The organism is Pseudomonas syringae CC1557, from assembly GCF_000452705.1.
GTDB lineage: Bacteria > Pseudomonadota > Gammaproteobacteria > Pseudomonadales > Pseudomonadaceae > Aquipseudomonas > Aquipseudomonas syringae_F.
In genome coordinates this window covers 4,855,982-4,877,828 of record NZ_CP007014.1, presented here as the reverse complement: position 1 = coordinate 4,877,828, position 21,847 = coordinate 4,855,982, and the positions used below count along the sequence as shown (strand labels likewise).

The following is a 21,847-nucleotide window of genomic DNA, read 5'->3' as shown; positions in this document are numbered from 1 at the left end:
GGTTTTCTTTATAGGTGTGTTCATTGCTCCGGCCTGCATTAAAAGGAAGGTGACTAATGCGTATCGACAGATTGACCAGTAAATTACAGTTAGCGTTATCGGATTCCCAGTCGTTGGCCGTTGGCCTCGACCATCCAGCCATCGAGCCTGCGCATTTGATGCAGGCGTTGCTGGAACAGCAGGGCGGTTCCATCAAGCCTTTGTTGCTGCAAGTCGGCTTTGACGTCAATAGCCTGCGCAAGGAACTCAGCGCCGAGCTCGACCGACTGCCAAAAATCCAGAACCCGACCGGCGACGTCAACATGTCGCAGGACTTGGCGCGCCTGCTCAATCAGGCAGACCGCCTGGCCCAGCAGAAAGGCGATCAGTTCATTTCCAGCGAGCTGGTACTGCTGGCGGCAATGGATGAAAGCAGCAAGCTCGGGAAATTGTTGCTGGGCCAGGGCGTCAGCAAGAAGGCGCTGGAGAATGCCATCAACAACCTGCGCGGCGAAGGTGCCGTGAATGACCCGAACATCGAAGAGTCGCGTCAGGCACTGGACAAGTACACCGTCGACCTGACCAAGCGCGCTGAAGAGGGCAAGCTCGACCCGGTGATCGGCCGTGATGACGAAATTCGTCGCACGATTCAGGTCCTGCAGCGCCGCACCAAGAACAACCCTGTGCTGATAGGTGAACCTGGCGTGGGTAAAACTGCCATCGCAGAAGGGCTGGCGCAACGCATCATCAACGGCGAAGTGCCGGACGGCCTGCGTGGCAAGCGTTTGTTGTCGCTGGACATGGGCTCGCTGATTGCCGGTGCCAAGTACCGTGGCGAGTTCGAAGAGCGCCTGAAGTCTCTGCTCAATGAGCTGTCCAAGCAGGAAGGCCAGATCATTCTGTTTATAGACGAGCTGCACACCATGGTCGGCGCTGGCAAGGGCGAAGGCTCGATGGATGCGGGCAACATGCTCAAACCTGCGCTGGCCCGTGGCGAGTTGCATTGTGTGGGGGCCACCACGCTCAACGAGTATCGCCAATATATAGAGAAGGATGCTGCACTTGAGCGTCGCTTCCAGAAAGTCCTGGTCGACGAGCCAAGCGAAGAAGACACCATTGCGATTCTGCGTGGCTTGAAAGAGCGCTACGAAGTGCACCACAAGGTCGCTATCACCGACGGCGCGATCATCGCAGCGGCCAAGTTGAGCCACCGCTATATTACTGACCGCCAGTTGCCGGACAAGGCCATCGACCTGATCGACGAAGCGGCCAGCCGTATTCGCATGGAGATCGACTCCAAGCCTGAAGTGCTCGACCGCCTTGAACGTCGCCTGATCCAGCTGAAGGTAGAGGCTCAGGCCCTCAAGAAGGAAAAAGACGAGGCGGCGATCAAGCGATTGGAAAAACTTCAGGGCGAAATCGAGCGTCTTGAGCTTGAGTATGCGGATCTTGAAGAAATCTGGACCTCGGAAAAAGCCGAAGTCACCGGCTCGGCGCAGATCCAGCAGAAGATCGAGCAGTCCCGTCAGGAGCTGGAAGCCGCGCGTCGTCGTGGTGACTTGAACCGCATGGCCGAGTTGCAGTACGGCATCATTCCGGACCTGGAACGCAGCCTGCAAATGGTCGACCAGCACGGCAAGCCGGAGAACCAGTTGCTGCGCAGCAAGGTGACCGAGGAAGAAATTGCCGAAGTCGTCTCGAAGTGGACCGGCATTCCGGTGTCGAAGATGCTCGAAGGCGAGCGCGACAAGCTGTTGCGCATGGAAACCCTGCTGCACAACCGCGTGATCGGCCAGGAAGAAGCGGTGGTCGCGGTCTCCAATGCCGTGCGTCGGTCGCGTGCCGGGCTTTCCGACCCTAATCGTCCGAGCGGATCGTTCATGTTCCTCGGCCCGACCGGTGTAGGTAAGACCGAACTGTGCAAGGCGCTGGCCGAGTTCCTGTTCGACACCGAAGAGGCGATGGTGCGTATCGATATGTCCGAGTTCATGGAGAAACACTCCGTGGCTCGCCTGATTGGTGCGCCGCCAGGCTACGTCGGTTACGAAGAGGGCGGCTACCTGACCGAAGCCGTACGTCGCAAACCGTATTCGCTGATTCTGCTCGACGAGGTCGAGAAGGCGCATCCCGATGTGTTCAACATCCTCCTGCAGGTGCTTGAAGACGGACGCCTGACGGACAGCCACGGGCGCACGGTGGACTTCCGCAATACCGTGATCGTCATGACCTCCAACCTGGGCTCGGCGCAGATCCAGGAACTGGTCGGTGATCGTGAGGCGCAGCGTGCTGCGGTGATGGACGCAGTCGGTACGCACTTCCGTCCGGAGTTCGTTAACCGGATCGACGAAGTGGTCATCTTCGAACCGCTGGCGCGTGACCAGATCGCCGGTATCACCGACATCCAGCTGGGCCGCCTGCGCAAGCGTCTGGCCGAGCGCGAGCTGTCGATGACCCTGAGCCCCGAAGCTCTCGATAAGCTGATAGCCGTTGGTTACGACCCTGTCTATGGTGCACGGCCGCTGAAGCGCGCCATCCAGCGCTGGATCGAGAACCCGCTGGCGCAGATGATCCTCTCGGGCAGCTTCATGCCCGGTACGACGATCACCGGCAAGGTGGTCGACGACGAGATCACGTTTGTCTGACAGCGCTTGTCAACGCTCTTATAGAAGGGCCCTCGGACAGAGGGCCTTTTTTTGAGGCGCGGTCAGCAGTAGAATCGGGCCCGAGAGGCTATCTGAAAAAAAATCGCAAATCATTGTCTTAAAAAGCAATTTATAGGGTTGACAGGTGTTTTTAAAATTGTAGAATAGCGCGCCTCAGAGACGTGAACGCAACGATACAAACGAAGCGCAAAGGTCGATGAGATTGAAATCAACGAGTTAACAGCACGCTGGTTTCAAGGCAACAGGTTGTAAAGTTGAATCTGAAATTGATAGTTCCGCGATAGCTCAGTTGGTAGAGCAAGTGACTGTTAATCACTGGGTCCCTGGTTCGAGTCCAGGTCGTGGAGCCAGATTTCGCAAGATTCAATGCGGTTTCAGTCGGGGTATAGCGCAGTCCGGTAGCGCGCCTGCTTTGGGAGCAGGATGTCAGGAGTTCGAATCCCCTTACCCCGACCATATTTGGGTCGTTAGCTCAGTTGGTAGAGCAGTTGGCTTTTAACCAATTGGTCGTAGGTTCGAATCCCACACGACCCACCATTTTTAGCTGGTTTGTATCTGGCTGGATCTTAGGGAGTGACGCCACAAGCGTCACCCAAATAGAAAACGCCTCCTCGGAGGTGTTTTTTAGCATCATCGGGGTATAGCGCAGTCCGGTAGCGCGCCTGCTTTGGGAGCAGGATGTCAGGAGTTCGAATCCCCTTACCCCGACCATTTTCGCCCAGCTGTATCAGGGTTGAAGATCAGGACTCAAGAACAGTCGTTTTGAGTCCAACAGAAAAGGCGTCCTTCGGGACGCCTTTTTTGTTGGATGCATTTTCAGGTGGGACCGCTTTAAGCTGCCGCCTGACGCGAAATACGGCAACAGCAAACCGTGATGTAAAACTGGAGCGCCTCGTACCGAGCGAATGCTTGTGTACGGGGCGTTTTTTTTGGCAAAAAATGCTGTGCGGCGCGTGTATCGGTCCATATTTCGCAGTCATTACCCACAATACTCGATCAGCTCGCGGGCGATCATCTCCCTCTCGCGGTCAGCGTCCGTCGCAATAACGAGTTCAGTGGCCTGCTGGAGTAGTTGCTTGACGATCTTTAACTGACTGGCTGTTTTCGGTTTGAAGAGCACTCTCCATCGCTTAGGCAGGATTGGGAGTGTGTCCATGTGGTTTTTCCTGGCACGTGGTCCGGAACGCGAAACATTAATAAACTGCATGATGCGCATAGGTATGCTTACCGCTGCGGTAACCATTGGATTGATAATTCTTCGCGAGAAAGCTCATGGATTTACGTTCGCTGGACATGAACTTGATCACCGTTTTTGGAGCCCTGCTCGAGTGCCGTAGCGTCAGTCGGGCGGCCGATCGCATTGGCCTCAGCCAGCCAGCCATGAGCGCGGCACTGGCCAGATTGCGTGTGCAATTCGACGATCCCTTGTTTGTGCGTAGCGGCTCTGAAATGAAACCTAGCCCACGTGCGATTGCGCTAGCACCAGCCATTGAAAAAGTATTGCAGACCGTACGTGAGGAGTTGTTGCAGCCTGCGTTATTCGACCCCGCCCAATGCACGCGAGCTTTCAGTATTCTGGTACCCGACATAGGTGAGGTAGTTATTGTCCCTTCGCTGCTGAGGGCTCTGACGCTTGTGGCTCCCTCCGCGACGCTACGGGTAATGTCGTGTGCTCGCGCTGCCACTTTGGAGATATTGGATTCGGGGGATGCAGAACTGGCTATCGGATATTTTCCAGACCTTGAGCGAGCACAGTACTTTCAACAGAAGCTATTCGACAGCGCGCATATCTGTGTCATGCGTGCCGAGCATCCGCTGCTGGCGGGCGGTACACATCTATCACTGGAAGCGTACCTTGATGCTGATCACGTTGTCGTGAGGGTGGATGGACGCCATCATTTCATAGAACAGTTCATGGTTGAAAACTGTCTACGGATAAGCGTGCGGCTCGAGCTGGCACATTTCATGAGCCTATTACCCGTCCTTGAAAACTCTGACCTGCTTGCAACAGTACCCAGCGACATTGCCCACGTGTTTGCCCGCTATGCCAACGTGCGTCTCGTAACGTTACCGATGAGCCCTCCCTGTATACCCGTCCGACAATACTGGCACGAGCGAGTGCACAAAGACGCAGCGCATATCTGGTTACGTGGTTTGGTTCACGCCCAGTTCTCCTCGCTAAATCGTCCTGCTCGCTGATGGCACTGTTCACACTATCCATGCCATGGATAGTGTGAATACGCCCGACGCTATGGCGCGCTAACTTACTAATCTCTAGGCTGGCCTTGTATCCATTTATCAGGACTGCATGTCATGACGCTATTAACTCTTGCACAGGCCAACCAGCTCATCGACCCCACCCTTGCTCAAGCCCGGAGCAGCGCCCATTACTGACGACAAGGGTGCAGTGCTCGCTCCTGTAGAGGGCACAGTCGATACTGGCGACGTCGATGAGGCTATTTGTATAGCCGCATAGCCGGACCTTACCCCAGCCGGATATGCACACCGACAACGCAACGTGGTAACCATGCTCGTACTTACTGTTCGGACGAACCGACTGCTTTTTGGCGATGTCACAAACCCCGGCGCGGGTAATGGCGATCATTTCCTGCCGAGGATTAAATACGTCGGCTAAATCATCCTACAACCTGAGGTGCGTGCACTACTAGGCATTTAAGCCACGCGGCGGCCTTCTATGAAAGGTTGCTTTTGGCTTCGCTGGAGGCAGACTCCGATGGGCGAATATCTTCTAATGGAAAAGAATTCTGAAATGACGGGAAATCAGTCGAGCTATTTTATGGAACTCGGCAATTTAATTGAAAGCGTGGGCGATGCAGGATTCGCTTCTAATATGCACAAGGTTATTGCGGCCACCGTTGCTATAGATTTCCTCGATTTGAGTGAATGGAGTCTCAACGAGAATGAACGACGTATTGTCAGTATCCAGCCCTTGGGGCAAGAGAGTGCCGAACATAAGTTGATGAGCCCGACTTATTCGCAGCATGAGATTCTGCTCAATCGAATAATCGAAGGTGAACAAACTTTGCTGGTTCACTTGAAACCAACGTATAGCGCTGGAAAAGCCAGCTCGGGTGCGCCGGGTTTTTATAACTGCAATCTGGTAGCGCACAAGTCGAAAAAGCTTTGGGTTATTTCTCTGTACCGCGAGCATCACCAGCGTGATTTCTCACTTTCCGAATTATCATTTTTGAAGAATTTTTCAGAGGCGTTGCTCCCCATGCTGGAGCAGCACGCTGGTGCAATGCTCATTTCTTGCATGACAAATGCCGAAAACGAAGCCTTTAGGCAGAGCGCCCTGCAACTTGAGCATGATTTCAACGAGAAGTTGAGTCAATCAAAGTTACGGTTGTCAATGCGTGAAAAAGAAATATGCCTTGGTCTACTGATGGGGTCTTCGATTCGAGCGCTCGCCGACAAACTTAATGTCAAGAGCAGCTCCATCGAGACCTATTTGAAGCGCGCTGGAGCGAAGCTTGGCGCAACAGGCCGGAATGGCTTGATCAGGTGGATGGCCGGACTTCCTGAAGAAACTTGAGCTCACGCTCTGCCACGTCGAGTTGTCACGTAGCGTTTCTCGCTGCTTGAGGTCGAAGTCAATCTTGGCAGATGCTCAGCGCAAGCTGGCCATAGGTATCACTGAAAAGCCTCTAAATGTGCTGAATATACGAAGTGCGCTGGAGTGTACTTGCTGAAGGGGGGGGCGATTGTTGAGGCCGTTACGACCGTCACCGCTGGGGAGGTGTGGGCCAACGAGGTTGACCAGTGCCGCAGGCTGACTAGTTCATAAACTGTATGCAGCGCAGGCATGAAAATTGTAACATTGCCAATGTAGATAGTAGTCTCAGCACGTTGACGCAACGTCATCCATAAAACCAGGCGAGGAAAAGTGAATTGAAATTAATAACAACGGTAACCCTAAGTCTGCTAATGCTCATGAACGGTGCCTACGCCGAAGGACTGACCACCTCGGTGGATGGTAAGGAACTGACCGTTAGCTTCGGTCAGCCCACCATTAAGCAAGTGCTGCATTACCGTAAAATGTACGACAAAAAACCTTTCCCCGATGCCGAAATTTATTATTACGACAACGGCACATACAAACTCATTTCGCAGGGTGAAAACCACTATGGCGTTTACTCCATACAGGGCAATGTAGATGAGGAAACGTTCACCGTACGTTTCATTTCTCTGCCTTCCAGCGACTGGGGAAATAAAACGGCCTTTCATCAGTTAACTTTCGTCCGTGGAGACAAGCAAAATATGTTCATCCAGAACGCTGTTGTTGATACCGGCGAGGGCCTTGCCCAGCAAAACGGCACTTACACTCAAGAAAAAAACACGGTAACCAATCCGGTGAGCATCAACTGGAAAAAATAAATAAGCCTCAGGGAACATTTAGCCGTGGAGATACTTATATCTCCACCCGCCCGGGAATGCACTCTAATATCCGTCGCGAATTCCTCAGAAACGGCAACTTGAGCATGACGAGTCAGTCGAAGTTTCGGTTGTCAATACGAGAAGAGGAAATATGCCTTGGTATATTGATAAAGTCCAAGGTTCGAGCGCTCGCCGACTTTTCGTACAGAACCTGATGTCAAGAGCAGCTCCATCGATACCTATTTGAGGCGGGCCGGAGCGAAGCGTAACAGGCCAGAGCGGCTTGATCAGGGGGGTGGCAGGATTTTCTGAAGAAACGTGAGCTCAGGCTTTACCACGGCTCGCTGGAAACGGGTTTATGCTAGCGGATTGCGCATAAGTATATCTACCGCGAACACTCCCAGTAACGTACCCGACGCCCAGCGGTGCGCGCGCATGGCCGTCGGCCGAGCGGCAAGGAAGCGACTGACTCGCGCGGCAGCCAGGACGATCAGACCGTTCAATGTAAGTGCAATGGATATCTGCACCAGCCCCAACTGTATGTACTGCTGCAGTGTTGAGCCTGCCGAGGGATCAATGAACTGGGGAATCAGTGCGGTATACATCAGTGCTATCTTGGGGTTCAGTAAGTTCGTCACCAGCCCCATGGTGAAAAGCTTACGAGGGGAGTGCGGTGGAAGTTCGCGCGGTTCGAACACTGAGGCACCGCTAAACATATTCCAGGCTAGATAGCCGAGGTAGAAAGCCCCTCCAAATCGGACCACGTCATAAGCCATCGGGAAGGCCTTGAACAGCGCCGCCAGACCTAGACCTGAAGCAATCAGGTAACAGGCGAATCCCAAGGCGACCCCTGCCAGCGAGATCATACCGGCCATGCGTCCTTGCGAAATTGCTCTGGACGTTAAGTAGACCATGATCGGGCCCGGCGTCATGACCATGCCCAGCGCGATGATCGCCACCCCAATCAGATTCTCCACTTGCATCTCAATAGACTCCTGTTCTCATGCTCACGTATTTTTGGCGGTAGCGATTACATGGTTGAAGGGTGTTACTAAATTGATAGCGGCCTGGCCATTGCCGGTTGCACAATCTCACGCCCGCTGTGTGCCAGGAGTGTTTCTTTGGATGAACTTATAAAGCCCGCCGAAGTAGTAGAAACTACAGGCCACGTAGCAGTGGATGTTTTTGAAAAAAAAGCGTATCAGTTTTTTTGGTACTTTTGGGGTGATGTTCACTGTGATGGCCGATTATATAATAGTGCGCAGAAGGGGGAAGTTAAAAAATTTTCACGTCTGCATCAACTCATCGACTATATTAAGTCAGGCGAATTCGAACTAAATCCTGAATTAAGCTATATCGCATGGAAAATGTCTGCAATGGAATACAGGGACATTTCTTAATATGCAGTCCGTCATTTTAATTTCTCACGACAGAGCAAAGCGCGTACGCACGAGCAGCAGAAAACTCAAGGGTTGGAAGCCCGAATTGCATGTCTTGATCGGGAGAAATCCATTTTAAAAAAGACGGCTCATTACAAGGGCTTGCCCATTGCGCACAAGCCCAACGATAAAAATATTAGACGTCGGCCCACCGAAGCTTCAGGTAATCAACCACCTGCTGTGTCTGTGAAGCGCGCAGAAACATATGTCGAAAAAACATACAACCTGACACCTCAGCCAGAGAATCATTCAGGTCAAGCTGACGAGTAAATTCAGGCACGCCCCCCTCGACAGTCCAGTCGGGCTCGGCTTCTGATGCCGTTCCCACTTTATACAGAGCCATACCCACATATAACGCTGTGCCCGTCCCTCTGACGGTATCCGCCCACCACTGTGTGATGACGTCATAGCGGGCAACCTCCCGGGCAAACGGCCAGTAGACCTGTGGGGCGATATAATCAATGATGCCGTCAATTACCCATTTCCGGGTGTCTGCATACGCGAAATCGTAATTGGACGCACCTGCCTGTGTATCAGACCCCAGCGGGTCTTCAGATTTATTCCGCCAGACGCCTGCCGGGCTGACGCCAAACAAGACAGCCGTGTTGACTGCGGCTATTTTTTTATGGCACGCATCAACCAGCGAATAAGTGTTATTCCGTCGCCAATCGGCCTTTGTGGTAAAGGTCGAATTATATTTCTGGTAGGTGGCATCATCATTCAGAGGGGAATCGGTGGATTCATAATAAAAATAATCATCGAACTGAATGGCATCGACATCGTATTTAGTGACGATTTCTTCAACAATACTGCTCACCCACGCCTGAACTTCAGGTATGCCGGGGTTGAGAACAAAGCGGTTCGCTGAAGTTTCCGCCCACTCAGGATGCAGTTTAAACACAGAGGCCGGCGAGTCAGAGGATGAGTTATTAAGCTCATCTATTGTGGCATCGCTGGTGCTCATTGATATGCGGTAGGGGTTCACCCAGGCGTGCAGCTCAATATTACGAGCGTGCGCCTGCTCAACAGCATAAGCCAGCGGGTCGAAACCAGGATTTTTCCCGAGTGTCCCCGTCAGGTATTTCGACCATGGAAGCAGGTCTGATGCGTAGAATGCATCTGCGCAGGGAACAACCTGGAATATAACTGCATTCATTTTCATTGCCGCAATATCATCAAGAATGCCGGTCAGCTCTTCTTTCTGTGCACTGACACGTGCAGCCTCATCAGTGATGGCCAGAGAGGAGACTGACGGCCAGTCAAGATTCGTAACGGTTGCGACCCATGTCGCCTTGAGATTTTTGTTCGCGATCGCCATTGCGGCTTCTCCTTTATGTATGGGCATTTTGAAACGCCTATTCATTAACGGTTACGGCACCTTCCAACGCGCGAGTATGTAACCATGGTCGAGCAGCTCCTCGCGATGAGCAAGCTGCCGAGAGGAACGCCTGAAGAGCGTCTGCTTGCACAGGCGTTCTTCAGGCATCGTACGCGGATGGCGTGTCAGCTCAGTTGCACGTCTTTCATCGCAGGAATGTAACCGTAGTCATATTCTTCCTGCACGAACGAGCGATCTCCTTTCAAGAGGATTCTCACCGTCGGCGCTTCGGTGCCGCCGATACGATAATCCTCACCTTCGGTGGGCACGCTGTCGATGAATGAAGTCACCAGACCGTTCGGCATGACGCAGTGGGAATACGTCTGGAAAGGCTGCTCGGGCGGATTGCCGAGCACCAGGCCTGAAGCGTTCATTGGCCGGTACGGACCGAACAAATGTTCTCCGACAAAACCGTAGACACCGTCTGGCCCTGTAATACCATCGGCATACGTAAACTTGTGACTGATGGTGAACAAGTAATACTTGCCGTCTTGAAAGACATAGTGCGGGCGCTCGGTCTGATCGTTCACGCCGACGGCAGTCACCAAGGGAGGCAGTATGTCCCACTCTTCACCACTGAGATCTTTTGCGACCGCCAGACCGATGCAACCTACCTGGAATCTGGCCCCTCCCACGTCTTCATGACCTGGTGGCACAGGACCAAGTTCGACACTCCCTACTGTGTGCGAACCGCGTTCACCGGCGACGTTGCCTTCAAACACCATGTACAACTTGCCGTCATTGGGGTCAATGAACGGGCTGGGGTCGCGGAAGTTCCAGGTCGAGTTCTGCGCTTCGGTTTGATAATAGGTGCCGTCGGCCTCGAACAGTTTTTTGACCTGGGTAAAGTCTTTCAACTCCACGCCCTGATCGGACGTCACAATACTGCCACGTACTTTGGCGATCGCTGCGCCGGGCGTGACGCAGGTGTAATAAAGATCAATATCGCCTTTGTCATTCAACAGTATGGGAGTGCCGGCCCACTCTCGGGTGGTAGGTGATACCCCCTCGGCCATTACACGACCACCAAAAATCCAGTCCTTGCCGGTACGCGAGTACCAGTAGCACATGCGTGCGCGGCCATGACGATCTTCCCAGTCACGCTTGATGTCATAACGGCCATTGGCGTCGAGATATTGCGGATCATTGGGGTGACGGTCAGCTGTTAGGGTAAGGATGACCGACCAGCCGTTGACCGACACCACCGTGCCATCCAGCTCGCGCAGCGGCATGGTGTCCCAGATGAATACCGTATCACTCATGACCGGAAAGTCCGGACTGACCAGTGGCTGCGTGGTGGTCGGGTCATTTTCATTGACCTTCAGCGCATCGGCACGGGACCAGACAGTGGGTGCGTAATTGATGTTACCTGCTAGAGGAATATTTTTGAGCTGGCTTACAGCAGAGCTGCTATTGGACATAGTTGATACCTTTAATTAGCGTTGGGAGGCAGCAGCGACGCTGCTGTACCTTTTTCGCTCAAAGGCGATAACTCATGGCTCACGGCCTTCACATGATTCAGCGTCCCGCAGCGGGAGCACTTGATCTGGAGTTCGGTGTAGTCACCTACGCGGGCCAGCAGCTTCTTGCACTGTCCGCATCGGTAGTCTTTCAACATTTGCACGGGTCTCCTTGTATTTCGCCCAATGAAAAACCCCGCCGAGGCGGGGTTTGGGGTGGATCGCAATGTATCGGTTGGCGCTGTTAAAAAGCCCGTATCCGATGGCTGCCCTGAGGCGCAAATCGCATATCGTGGTGTCTTTTTACCCGCATCCGGAAAGTCTGGAAAGAAGCACTTTCGGGGAAGGTCGAGTTTGGCCGGAGTTCAACAAGAGTTCGACCACAGCTGCGCAATGGACCCGGATAAACGGTGCAAGACAGCGCTTTCATTGATGGCGCGGCGCTCCAGAAAAGCAAGCTGCCCATCAATTCACGATACCGGCGTTTTTTCGTCTACCGGACAAGCGCCAATGCTCTATCTTATTTACGCTTCAAGGCCAAGGAAATCGCCTCGCCCAGCGCGCTGACGTGAGGTTCTCTCATCATGGTGTGATGCTCTCCGGGCACTAGGGTTACTTGCAAGTGATCATCGTGAAAGGCGCCCCAGCCCAGAGTGGTGTCAGCGTACGATTCGTCCTCGGCGATAAATAGCGAGACCTTGACTGCCGTGCGGGGGCTGACATGGGTTTCCATAGCCTGGCAAATCGAGTAGGCCACTGCCAGGTGAGTTCGCAGCAGTGCGGTATCGATATCCTTCCATAGCTCTGGTAGCAAGTTATTGCTAAGTATCAATACAAGCATAGGTTGGATTTCGTCGATGGCGGCCAACGCTTGAAGTGATTTCTCCAGCGCTGGTTCCATGCGTTCTTTTACCTGCTCCAACAGGAACTGTGCTTCGCTAATTGGATGATTGGGCGCTGTCTCTTGTATGTTGGAATCGATAATACCCAGGAACTCTATCGTTTCACCCCTGGCGATTGCCTGATGGGCCATTTCGTGGGCAATCGTCCCCCCTGCCGACCAACCGGCGATGCGATAAGGTCCATGTGGTTGCACTTCGCGAATAGCCGTCAGGTAGTGGGCAGCGATATCCGGTATCGTGCTCAGCGTCTTTTCTCCAGCGAAAAAACCATTGGCTGCAATGCCGTAGACCGGTATGTCGGCGTCCAGCCAGGGTGCCAGATCCCGAGCATATTGCACCTCTCCACCCGCCGGGTGCACCAGAAACAAAGGGCGCTGGTTACCGTCGCGGCGGACGGGCACGAGGTTACTTCGAGGAGCCGTCCGTGATTGTGGCGTCAGTGTTTGCGCGAAGCCAGTAACCGTAGGTTCCACGAACAAGCCTCGTAGACCAATGGTCTTGCCCAGTTCCGTTTGCAGCCTCGAGATCATCTGCACTGCCAAGAGCGAGTGGCCGCCGAGTTCGAAGAAGTGGTCATGACGACCGACTTGATCAATGCCCAGCAGGTCTTGCCAGATCTCGGCAATAGCCTGTTCGGTGGCACCTTGCGGCACATGGTATTCGCGGCTGATCACCGAGGACTGATCCGGTGCGGGCAGGGCCTTGCGGTCCAGTTTTCCGTTGGGAGTCAGCGGTAGAAACTCGATACGGATGTAGGCGGCGGGCACCATGTAGTCCGGCATCTGCGCCAGCAAATGCTCGCGCAGTACGTCGAGGCTCACTTCAGCCTCAGCGGTGAAATAGGCCACCAGGCGCTTGTCGCCGGGCACGTCTTCACGGGCCATGACCACGGCCTGCTTCACTGTCGGATGCCGGCTCAGGCGGGCTTCGATTTCACCCAGCTCGATACGGAAACCACGGATCTTGACCTGATCGTCATTGCGGCCCAGGTACTCGAGGTTACCGTCCGCCTGCTGGCGCACCAGATCGCCGCTGCGATACAGGCGATCACCGTCAACGAAGGGGCTGTCAATGAATCTTTCGGCCTGCTGCTGCGGCAGGTTCAGATAGCCGCGGGTGACACCGGCACCGCCTATGTGCAGTTGACCGATCACGCCCTGAGGCACGGGCTGGTCATGTGTGTCCAGCACGTAAAGGCGCGTATTGCTGATCGGACGACCGATCGGCAGCGTGGCTTCTGGCACCGGCATGTGCGGCTCCAGTGTCCAGGAACTGCAATCCACAGTGGTTTCCGTCGGTCCGTAAACGTTGTGTAAACGTGCCCATGGCAGGCGCTGGCGGACCTGCCTGGCCAGCGCGACCGTCAGCTCACCGCCGCCGCACACGATATCGGTCAGACTGAGGCACTGGCTGCTGTCCGGCAGATCGAGGAATTGCTGGAGCAGCACCGGTACGAACTGCACCACACTGACTTGCCGCTCACGAATCAGCCGAGCCAGATAGGCTGGATCATGCTGCCCGTCGGGACGCGCGAGTACCAATGACAGACCACTGCAAAGCGGCCAGAAGATTTCCCACACCGAGGCATCGAAACTGATCGATGTCTTGTGCAACAGCGCGCCGTGTTGCGCTGTCGGACAAAGTAGCGAGCCCCACTGCACCAGATTCACGACGTTTCGATGTTCGACCTGGACGCCCTTGGGCAGACCGGTGGAGCCGGAGGTGTAGATTACGTAGGCCAGATGCGAAGCGCTCAGGCCCGGCACGTGCGGATTCTGGACGTATTGCGTCTGCACAGCGGCGTCGTCCAGATTGGAACCAGAGGTGTAGATTACGTAGGCCAGATGCGAAGCGCTCAGGCCCGGCACGTGCGGATTCTGGACGTATTGCGTCTGCACAGCGGCGTCGTCCAGATTGATAACAGGCAACGAGTCGAGCGGCAGCATACCGGCTCCGGCCTTGAGGATCGCCAGCAGGCCGACGATCATGGCCGGCCCACGCTCGACACAGATCGCCACCCGATCATCCGGGACAATGCCCAGGCCGATCAGGTGATGCGCCAGGCGGTTGGCCTCACGGTTCAGCTTGGCATAGCTCAGGCGCTGGGCTTCGAAGACCACCGCGATGGCGTCCGGTTGTACCCGCGCTTGCTCTTCGAACAACTGATGAATGGTGCTGTCTTGCGGATAGGGCACGGCGGTGGCGTTGAAGTCCACCAGCAGTTTTTGTAGCTCCTCCTGCGGCAGGATTGGCAAGGTGTTGAGCGCGGATGACGGTGCATGCTCGAGTGCTTGCACCAGGCTTTCCAGTGCCTTTTGTACGTAACCAGCGATCCGTTCAGCCCCGATGTCGACCGGGCAGGTGAGGGTCAAGGCAAAACCCTGGCCCTCATCATCCACGTCCAAGGCCAACGGGTAGTTGGTGCGGTCCGTGCCTTTTAACCGCTCGATATCGATCCAGGTTCCCAGACCCTCGGCGGTACTACTCGGTGCGTCGGTGTGCCGGTAATTGAGCAAGGCGCTGAACAGCGGAGTCGGTGCTTGCACCCCACTGCAGCGCTGAGCCAGTACCAGAGACGCATGTTCATGGCCGAGCAACGCGGTCAGGCGGGCGTGGGTCTGCTTCACGCCGTTGCGCACCCCCTGACTGCCCAGCTCGACCCGCAACGGCAGGGTGTTGATGAACATCCCCAACGAGCGGTCGGCGCCGTCGCCACCTTGCATCCGGCCCATCAATACGGTGCCGAAGACCACCTCATCTTTGCCGGTGACTTTGCTCAGTACCTGAGCCCAGGCCAAGTGATACAAGCTGGCGACACTGACGCCGAGGCTCTGTGCCTGCTGGCGCAAGCGGCCGGCCAGTTCAGCCTGGAGCTGCTGGCGCACTTCTTCGAGTTCGCTGCCATCGCCTTGCACATCGTGCAGGTCAAACGGCAGGGTGGGCTCGTCGATGTCGCCGAGCAGGTCGCGGAAGAAGGCTTCGTGGGCTTCGATACTCTTGCCCAGACGGGCCTGAGCCACGTAGTTGCGGTAAGGCACCGAGACCGGCAATTGGTGTTCCTGACCCTGCATGCAGGCTTCGATCTCATGGGCCAGCACGGGTAGCGAGGTGGCGTCGTTGATCAGGTGATGGAACACCAGCAACGCTGCCCAGCGGTCATTGACTGAGTCACGGGCATAGGCGATACGCATCATAGGCGCCTGACGAATGTCCAGGTGGTGGTGACGCGGGTCGAGGGCTTCCTGCAACTGCGCGGGGTCGATGCGGATCTCTTCCACGCTTAGCTCGGCATGGCGCCAGACCACCTGAACCGGTTCATCGAGGTCCTCCCAAATTATGCTGGTGCGCAAGATGTCGTGGCGGGCAATCACCGTCTGTAAGGCCGCAGCAAACTGTTGCACGCGTTCCTGGCTGTCAAAGTTGAACAGCACCGTTCGCCGGTACGGATCATCCTCGGGGGCCATCAGATGATGGTAAAGAATACCTTCCTGCAGCGGTGCCAACGGGTAGATATCCTGTACGTTGGCCACGCCGCCCGGCACACGGGTCACGATCTGGTCGATGGAGTTCTGAGCCAGGTCCACCAACGGCAGCATGTCCGGGGTAATCCGTTCGCAGTGCTCAGGAATCAGGTTGGCCGGCACCACGATTTCCATGCCGCCGCCCACGGCTGCGGCCAGCGCGGCCAGGGTTGGCTGGCTGAACAACACACGCACATCGGCGCTCATGTTCTGTTGGCGCATGCGTTCGATAAGCTTCACGGCCAGCAGCGAGTGCCCGCCGAGCTCGAAGAAGTGGTCATGACGACTGACCTGGTCGATGCTCAGCAGGTCTTGCCAGAGATCGGCGATGGCAATCTCGGTATCACCAATAGGGGCCTCGTATTCATGGCTGACCACCGATGACTGATCCGGAGCGGGGAGGGCCTTGCGGTCCAGTTTGCCGTTGGCGGTCAACGGCAGAGAATCGAGGCGCACATAGGCAGAGGGCACCATGTAATCCGGCAGTTGGGTTTGCAAATGGCTACGCAATAGGCCGATGTCCGGCGTCTCGTCCGCCCCCCGTGATGTGTAATAGGCCACCAGACGTTCGTCGCCGGGCACGTCTTCACGGGCCATGACCACGGCGTCTTTTACCGCCTCGTGCCTGGCCAGTTTGGCTTCGATCTCACCCAGCTCGATGCGGAAACCTCGGATCTTCACCTGATCGTCATCACGTCCCAGGTACTCGATGTTGCCGTCTGCCAGCTGGCGCACCAGATCGCCGCTGCGATACAGGCGATCACCGTCAACGAAGGGGCTGTCAATGAATCTTTCGGCCTGCTGCTGCGGCAGGTTCAGATAGCCGCGGGTGACACCGGCACCGCCTATGTGCAGTTGACCGATCACGCCCTGAGGCACGGGCTGGTCATGTGTGTCCAGCACGTAAAGGCGCGTATTGCTGATCGGACGACCGATCGGCAGCGTGGCTTCTGGCACCGGCATGTGCGGCTCTAGTGTCCAGGCGCTGCAATCCACAGTGGTTTCCGTCGGTCCGTAAACGTTGTGTAAGCGTGCCCAGGGCAGGCGCTGGCGGACCTGCTCGGCCAGCGCGGCCGTCAGCTCACCGCCGCCGCACACGATATCGGTCAGACTGAGGCACTGGCTGCTGTCCGGCAGATCGAGGAATTGCTGGAGCAGCACCGGTACGAACTGCACCACACTGACTTGCCGCTCACGAATCAGCCGAGCCAGATAGGCTGGGTCATGCTGCCCGTCGGGACGCGCGAGTACCAATGACAGACCACTGCAAAGCGGCCAGAAGATTTCCCACACCGAGGCATCGAAACTGATCGATGTCTTGTGCAACAGCGCGCCGTGCTGCGAGACCGGGCAAAGTAGCGAGCCCCACTGCACCAGATTCACGACGTTTCGGTGTTCGACCTGGACGCCCTTGGGCAGACCGGTGGAGCCGGAGGTGTAGATTACGTAGGCCAGATGCGAAGCGCTCAGGTCCTGTACGTGCGGGTTCTGGACGGATTGCGCCTGCCAGGCGACGTCGTCCAGATTGATGGCAGGCAGCGAACCGAGCGTCAGCACATCCGCAGTCGCGGCCTGCACCAGCACTGCGGCCGGCGCGCTGTCCAGCAACATATAGGCCAGGCGTTCAGCGGGGTAGGCGGGGTCCAGCGGGACATAACCCGCGCCTGCCTTGAGGATCGCCAGCAGACCGACGATCATGCCCAGCCCACGCTCGACGCAGATTGCCACCCGGTCATCCGGGCCGATGCCCAGTTCGATCAACTGGTGCGCCAGTTGGTTGGCCCTGTTATTCAGCTCGCAATAACTCAGGCGGACATCCCCATGCACCACAGCGACTGCTTGCGGCGAGCGCTCGACCTGCGCTTCGAACAGCCCATGAATGGTCTGCTCCAGCGGATAATTCAGCGTGGTGGCGTTGAACTCGACAATGAGTCGATTGCGTTCCTGTTCCGGCAGGATCGACAGGCTGTACAAGGGCGTCTGAGGGGCATGCTCAAGTGCTTCCACCAGGCTTTCCAGTGCCGTTTGCACGTAGTCGCAGACACGTTGAGCGCCGATGTCGACAACGGTCTGGGCGTTGAGTATGAAGCCCTCACCCAGATCGTCCACGTTCAACGCCAACGGGTAGTTGCTGCGTTCCTCAGCGCCCAGGCTTTGAATGCCCGCCCACGCGGCACTGGCCTCAGGACTCGAGGCTTCGCCGCCGCTGTGCCGGTAGTTGAACAGGGCGCTGAACAACGGCAGATCGCCAGTTACACCGCTGCAACGTTGTGCCAGTGCCAGTGAGGCATGCTCATGCTCAAGCAGTACCGACAGCTGTGCATGAGTGGCTTTGACGCTGGCCTGAGCTCCCTGATGACCCAGATCAATGCGCATCGGCAAGGTGTTGATGAACATGCCCAACGCGCGGTCTGTTCCCGCCGAGCCACTCATGCGGCCCATCAGGACGGTGCCGAAAACCACGACGTCGCGTCCGGAAAAGCGTCCGACGACCTGGGCCCAGGCAAGATGCACCAGGCTGGCCGCACTCACCCCGGATTGTCGGGCCTGCGTACGCAGGCGCTGGCTCAAGGCCCTGTCAATGCGGTGATGCGCTTCTTCAATTTCGCTGCCGTCGCCTTGCACATCGTGCAGGTCGAACGGCAGGGTCGGCTCGTCGATGTCGCCGAGCAGATCGCGGAAGAAGGCTTCGTGCGATTCGGGGCTGACGCCGAGACGGGCCTGAGCCACATAGTTGCGATAAGGCACTGAGGCGGGCAGGAGGTGTTCCTGGCCCTGCATGCAGGCTTCGACTTCTTTGGAAATAACGGCCAGTGAAGTGACATCGTCGATCAGGTGATGGAATCGCAGCAGCGCTGCCCAGCGGTTGTTGACCGGATCATGGGCATAGGCAATGCGCATCATGGGCGCCTCGCGGATGTCCAAGTGGTGGTGATGCGGGTCGAGGACTTCCTGCAACTGCGCGGTGATATTTGGGGCTGCTGGGTCGATGCGGATCTCTTCCACGCTCAACTCGGCATGGCGCCACACCACCTGGACTGGTTCGTCGAGGTCTTCCCACAGTACGCTGGTGCGCAAGATGTCGTGGCGGGCAATCACTGTCTGCAGGGCCGCAGCAAACTGATGTACGCGTTCCAGGCTGTCAAAACCGAGCAGTGCATGTTGCAGGTACGGATCACCCTCGGTGGCCGTCAAGTGATGGTAAAAAATACCTTCCTGCAATGGCGCCAAGGCATAGATGTCCTGCACATTGGCTGCACCACCCGGCACACAGGCCACGATCTGGTCGATGGACGCCTGATTCAGGTCTACCAATGGCAGCATATCCGGGGTGATGTGTTTGCAGTGCTCAGGAATCAGGTTGGCCGGTACGACGACTTGCGTGCCGCCGTCCACGGCAGCGGCCAGCGCGGCCAGGGTTGGCTGGCTGAAAAGTACGCGCACGTCAGCACTCATGTTCTGTTGGCGCATGCGCTCGATCAGCTTCACGGCGAGCAGCGAGTGGCCGCCGAGCTCGAAGAAGTGGTCATGCCGACCGACCTGATCGATATCCAGCAGGTCTTGCCAAATCTCGGCAATGGCCCGTTCGGCGGCACTTTGCGGCGCCTGGTATTCGCGGCTGATCACCGACGACATATCGGGAGCGGGCAGGGCATTGCGATCCAGTTTGCCGTTGGGAGTCAGCGGCAGTTTTTCCAACTGCACATAGGCGGTCGGGACCATGTAGTCCGGCAGTTGCGCCAGTAAGTACTCGCGCAGTACGTCGAGGCTCACTTGCGAATCAGCAGTGAAGTAGGCCGCCAGGCGCTTGTCACCAGGCACGTCTTCGCGGGCCATGACTACTGCTTCTTTTACCGATTCATGTTTTGCAAGACAGGCTTCGATTTCACCCAGTTCGATACGGAAACCACGGATCTTGACCTGATCATCGTTTCGGCCCAGATATTCGATATTGCCGTCTGCCAGCCAGCGGCCCAGATCGCCGGTTTTGTACATCCGGGCGTTCGGGGCCTTGCTGAACGGGTCACGCAGGAACCGTTCAGCGGTCAGGTCATCACGGTTCAGATAACCGCGGGCGACACCGGCACCGCCGATGTGGATTTCTCCCGGCACGCCCAATGGCACTGGCTGCATCTGTGCGTCCAGCAGGTAGAACTGGGTGTTGCCGACCGGCTTGCCAATGTGCGCCGCAAAACCCTGTTCGCGGTCCATGGCCACCCAGCTTGAGTAGGTAGTGGTTTCCGACGGACCATAGAGGTTGCACAGACGTTTGACGCTGGTCTGCTCGAACAGGTTTTCCGCCAGGCTGCGCTTCAGCGCTTCACCGGCGACGTTGACGGTGTGCACGCTTTCACTCAACCCCCCCGATTCCAGCAGCGCCTTGAGCGCTGAAGGTACGGTATTGATCAAGGTAACATCGTGGTCACCCTGCTGCAGTGCCAGCACATTAGTGACCACATCGACGCTGCCACCGGAGGTCAGTGGCGCGAAGCACTCGTAGACCGCGAGGTCGAAGTTCAGCGAGGTGGAGAACAGGGTTTTTGCCAGCACCGTCGAGTCAAATGACTGATGCGCCCAGGTCAGGAAGTTCACCGTGTTGCGGTGTTCGATCATTACGCCTTTTGGCAGGCCGGTCGAACCCGAGGTGTAGATTACGTAGGCCAAGTGGGCCGGTGTCAGATCTGGGATCAGCAGATTGGCGACCGATTCTCCCTTCCAGTTATCGCTATCCAGCGCAATGACCGGCACCGAAACATCCGTCAGCAGAGCCAGCGTCGTGCTTTGCGCCAGCACTGCTGCCGGCGCGCTGTCCTGCAACATGTAGGCAATTCGGTCCGCAGGATAAGCCGGGTCCAGCGGCACATATCCGCCGCCGGCTTTCAAAATGGCCAGAAGACCGACGACCATTGACTCACTACGTTCGACGCAGATGGCGACTCGGGAATCCGGTTTGACCCCGATATCACGCAAGTGATGCGCCAACTGGTTGGCCCGGTTATTCAGCTCGCGATAACTCAGGCGGACATCACCATGCACCACGGCGACCGCCTGCGGTGTGCGCTCGACCTGGGCTTCGAACAGCCCATGAATGGTCTGCTCCAGAGGGTATTTCAGCGCGGTGGTGTTGAAGTCCACCAGCAGTTTTTGTAGTTCCTCCTGCGGCAGGATTGGCAATGTGTTGAGTGCGGATGACGGGGCGTCTTCCAATGCCTTGACCAAACTTTCCAACGCCGTTTGCACGTAGCCTGCGATCCGTTCAGCCCCGATGTCGACCGGGCAGGTGAGGGTGAAAGTAAAGCCCAGGCCCTCATCATCAACGTTCAAGGCTAACGGGTAGTTGGTGCGTTCCGTGCCGTTTAACCGTTCGACATCGATCCAGGTACCCAGACCCTCGGCGGTACTACTCGGTGCGCTGGTGTGCCGGTAGTTGAGCAAGGCGCTGAACAATGGAGTCGGCGCTTGCAACCCGCTGCAACGCTGAGCCAGTACCAGAGACGCATGTTCATGGCCGAGGAGGGCGGTCAGACGGGCGTGGGTCTGCTTCACGCCGTTGCGCACGCCTTGGGTGCCCAGCTCGACGCGTAACGGCAGGGTGTTGATGAACATACCCAGGGAGCGGTCTGCGCCGTCGCCACCCTGCATCCGGCCCATCAGTACAGTGCCGAAGACTACCTCATCCTTGCCGGTGACTTTGCCCAGTACCTGAGCCCAGGCCTGGTGATACAGGCTGGCCGCACTGACGCCGAGGCTCTGTGCCTGCTGGCGCAAGCGGCCGGCCAGTTCAGCCTCGACCTGCTGGCGCACTTCTTCGAGTTCGCTGCCATCGCCTTGAACATCGTGCAGGTCGAACGGCAGGGTGGGCTCGTCGATGTCGCCGAGCAGTTCGCGGAAGAAAGCTTCGTGGGCTTCGAGGCTGACGCCCAATCGCGCCTGCGCCACGTAGTTGCGGTACGGCACCGAGACCGGCAGTTGGTCTTCTTGGCCCTGCATGCAGGCTTCGATCTCATGGGCCAGTACGGGTAACGAGGTGGCGTCGTTGATCAGGTGATGAAACACCAGCAGCGCTGCCCAGCGGTCATTGACCGGATCATTGGCATAGGCGATAC

Annotated in this window: 10 protein-coding genes, 4 tRNA genes and 1 pseudogene (1 of these 15 only partly in view); 9 read left to right on the top strand and 6 right to left on the bottom strand. The window is 56.6% G+C overall.

Annotated elements, in window-relative coordinates:
- The first annotated feature begins 56 nt into the window (after positions 1 to 56).
- The 5 genes from clpB to N018_RS21485 all read left to right on the top strand — a co-directional run bounded on the left by clpB (position 57) and on the right by N018_RS21485 (position 3,353).
- Positions 57 to 2,621, top strand: coding sequence for an ATP-dependent chaperone ClpB (clpB, locus tag N018_RS21505; RefSeq protein WP_024644962.1), 2,565 nt, complete (start codon positions 57 to 59; stop codon positions 2,619 to 2,621).
- Between the two features lie 295 nt (positions 2,622 to 2,916).
- A tRNA-Asn gene (locus N018_RS21500) sits at positions 2,917 to 2,992 on the top strand.
- Positions 2,993 to 3,021: 29 nt separating this feature from the next.
- Positions 3,022 to 3,098, top strand: a tRNA-Pro gene (locus tag N018_RS21495).
- 5 nt (positions 3,099 to 3,103) lie between these two features.
- Positions 3,104 to 3,179 (top strand) — tRNA-Lys (locus tag N018_RS21490).
- Between the two features lie 97 nt (positions 3,180 to 3,276).
- Positions 3,277 to 3,353, top strand: a tRNA-Pro gene (locus N018_RS21485).
- A gap of 271 nt (positions 3,354 to 3,624) precedes the next feature.
- Here the strand turns inward: N018_RS21485 and N018_RS26870 are convergent.
- Positions 3,625 to 3,798: pseudogene (locus tag N018_RS26870) on the bottom strand (toprim domain-containing protein); the annotation flags it as partial.
- 116 nt (positions 3,799 to 3,914) lie between these two features.
- On the opposite strand from N018_RS26870, the gene N018_RS21480 reads away from it, so the two are divergent.
- From N018_RS21480 to N018_RS21465, 3 genes are all read left to right on the top strand, one after another.
- Positions 3,915 to 4,841, top strand: a complete 927-nt coding sequence (locus N018_RS21480; protein WP_024644963.1) for a LysR family transcriptional regulator — start codon at positions 3,915 to 3,917, stop codon at positions 4,839 to 4,841.
- A 535-nt stretch (positions 4,842 to 5,376) separates the two neighbouring features.
- Positions 5,377 to 6,198: a helix-turn-helix transcriptional regulator gene (locus N018_RS21470; protein WP_024644965.1), complete on the top strand. Its 822-nt coding sequence runs from the start codon at positions 5,377 to 5,379 to the stop codon at positions 6,196 to 6,198.
- 392 nt (positions 6,199 to 6,590) lie between these two features.
- Positions 6,591 to 7,040, top strand: a complete 450-nt coding sequence (locus N018_RS21465; RefSeq protein ID WP_200866306.1) for a hypothetical protein — start codon at positions 6,591 to 6,593, stop codon at positions 7,038 to 7,040.
- A gap of 356 nt (positions 7,041 to 7,396) precedes the next feature.
- On the opposite strand, the gene N018_RS21460 is transcribed toward N018_RS21465, so the two are convergent.
- Complete coding sequence (locus tag N018_RS21460; RefSeq protein ID WP_024644967.1) at positions 7,397 to 8,023, bottom strand: LysE family translocator; 627 nt, start codon at positions 8,021 to 8,023, stop codon at positions 7,397 to 7,399.
- Between the two features lie 138 nt (positions 8,024 to 8,161).
- Here N018_RS21460 and N018_RS21455 point away from each other — a divergent pair, with 138 nt between their 5' ends.
- The gene (locus N018_RS21455; RefSeq protein ID WP_024644968.1) at positions 8,162 to 8,440 is read left to right on the top strand and encodes a hypothetical protein; all 279 of its coding nucleotides are present in this window, start codon (positions 8,162 to 8,164) and stop codon (positions 8,438 to 8,440) included.
- 175 nt (positions 8,441 to 8,615) lie between these two features.
- Here N018_RS21455 and N018_RS21450 read toward each other — a convergent pair whose 3' ends face one another.
- The 4 genes from N018_RS21450 to N018_RS28185 all read right to left on the bottom strand — a co-directional run.
- Entirely contained in the window at positions 8,616 to 9,797 is a 1,182-nt protein-coding gene (locus N018_RS21450) for a glycoside hydrolase family 10 protein (protein ID WP_024644969.1), read from the bottom strand.
- A gap of 185 nt (positions 9,798 to 9,982) precedes the next feature.
- The gene (locus tag N018_RS21445; RefSeq protein WP_025390712.1) at positions 9,983 to 11,278 is read right to left on the bottom strand and encodes a glycoside hydrolase family 68 protein; all 1,296 of its coding nucleotides are present in this window, start codon (positions 11,276 to 11,278) and stop codon (positions 9,983 to 9,985) included.
- An 11-nt stretch (positions 11,279 to 11,289) separates the two neighbouring features.
- A complete protein-coding gene (locus N018_RS21440; protein WP_024644971.1) occupies positions 11,290 to 11,475 on the bottom strand; it encodes a Com family DNA-binding transcriptional regulator in 186 nt (61 codons plus the stop codon).
- Positions 11,476 to 11,837: 362 nt separating this feature from the next.
- Positions 11,838 to 21,847 carry the 3' portion of a non-ribosomal peptide synthetase gene (locus N018_RS28185; RefSeq protein WP_051476184.1) on the bottom strand. Its footprint extends 214 nt past the window's final position, so the window shows 10,010 of its 10,224 coding nt (coding positions 215-10,224); the start codon falls outside the window, past its right edge; its stop codon occupies positions 11,838 to 11,840.

Excerpts from the sequence above, each read along its gene's own strand:
- clpB (WP_024644962.1), top strand. The coding sequence starts at position 57 with ATGCGTATCGACAGATTGACCAGTAAATTACAGTTAGCGTTATCGGAT.
- N018_RS21480 (WP_024644963.1), top strand. The coding sequence starts at position 3,915 with ATGGATTTACGTTCGCTGGACATGAACTTGATCACCGTTTTTGGAGCC.
- N018_RS21470 (WP_024644965.1), top strand. The coding sequence starts at position 5,377 with ATGGGCGAATATCTTCTAATGGAAAAGAATTCTGAAATGACGGGAAAT.
- N018_RS21465 (WP_200866306.1), top strand. The coding sequence starts at position 6,591 with ATGCTCATGAACGGTGCCTACGCCGAAGGACTGACCACCTCGGTGGAT.
- N018_RS21460 (WP_024644967.1), bottom strand. The coding sequence starts at position 8,023 with ATGCAAGTGGAGAATCTGATTGGGGTGGCGATCATCGCGCTGGGCATG.
- N018_RS21450 (WP_024644969.1), bottom strand. The coding sequence starts at position 9,797 with ATGGCGATCGCGAACAAAAATCTCAAGGCGACATGGGTCGCAACCGTT.
- N018_RS21445 (WP_025390712.1), bottom strand. The coding sequence starts at position 11,278 with ATGTCCAATAGCAGCTCTGCTGTAAGCCAGCTCAAAAATATTCCTCTA.
- N018_RS21440 (WP_024644971.1), bottom strand. The coding sequence starts at position 11,475 with ATGTTGAAAGACTACCGATGCGGACAGTGCAAGAAGCTGCTGGCCCGC.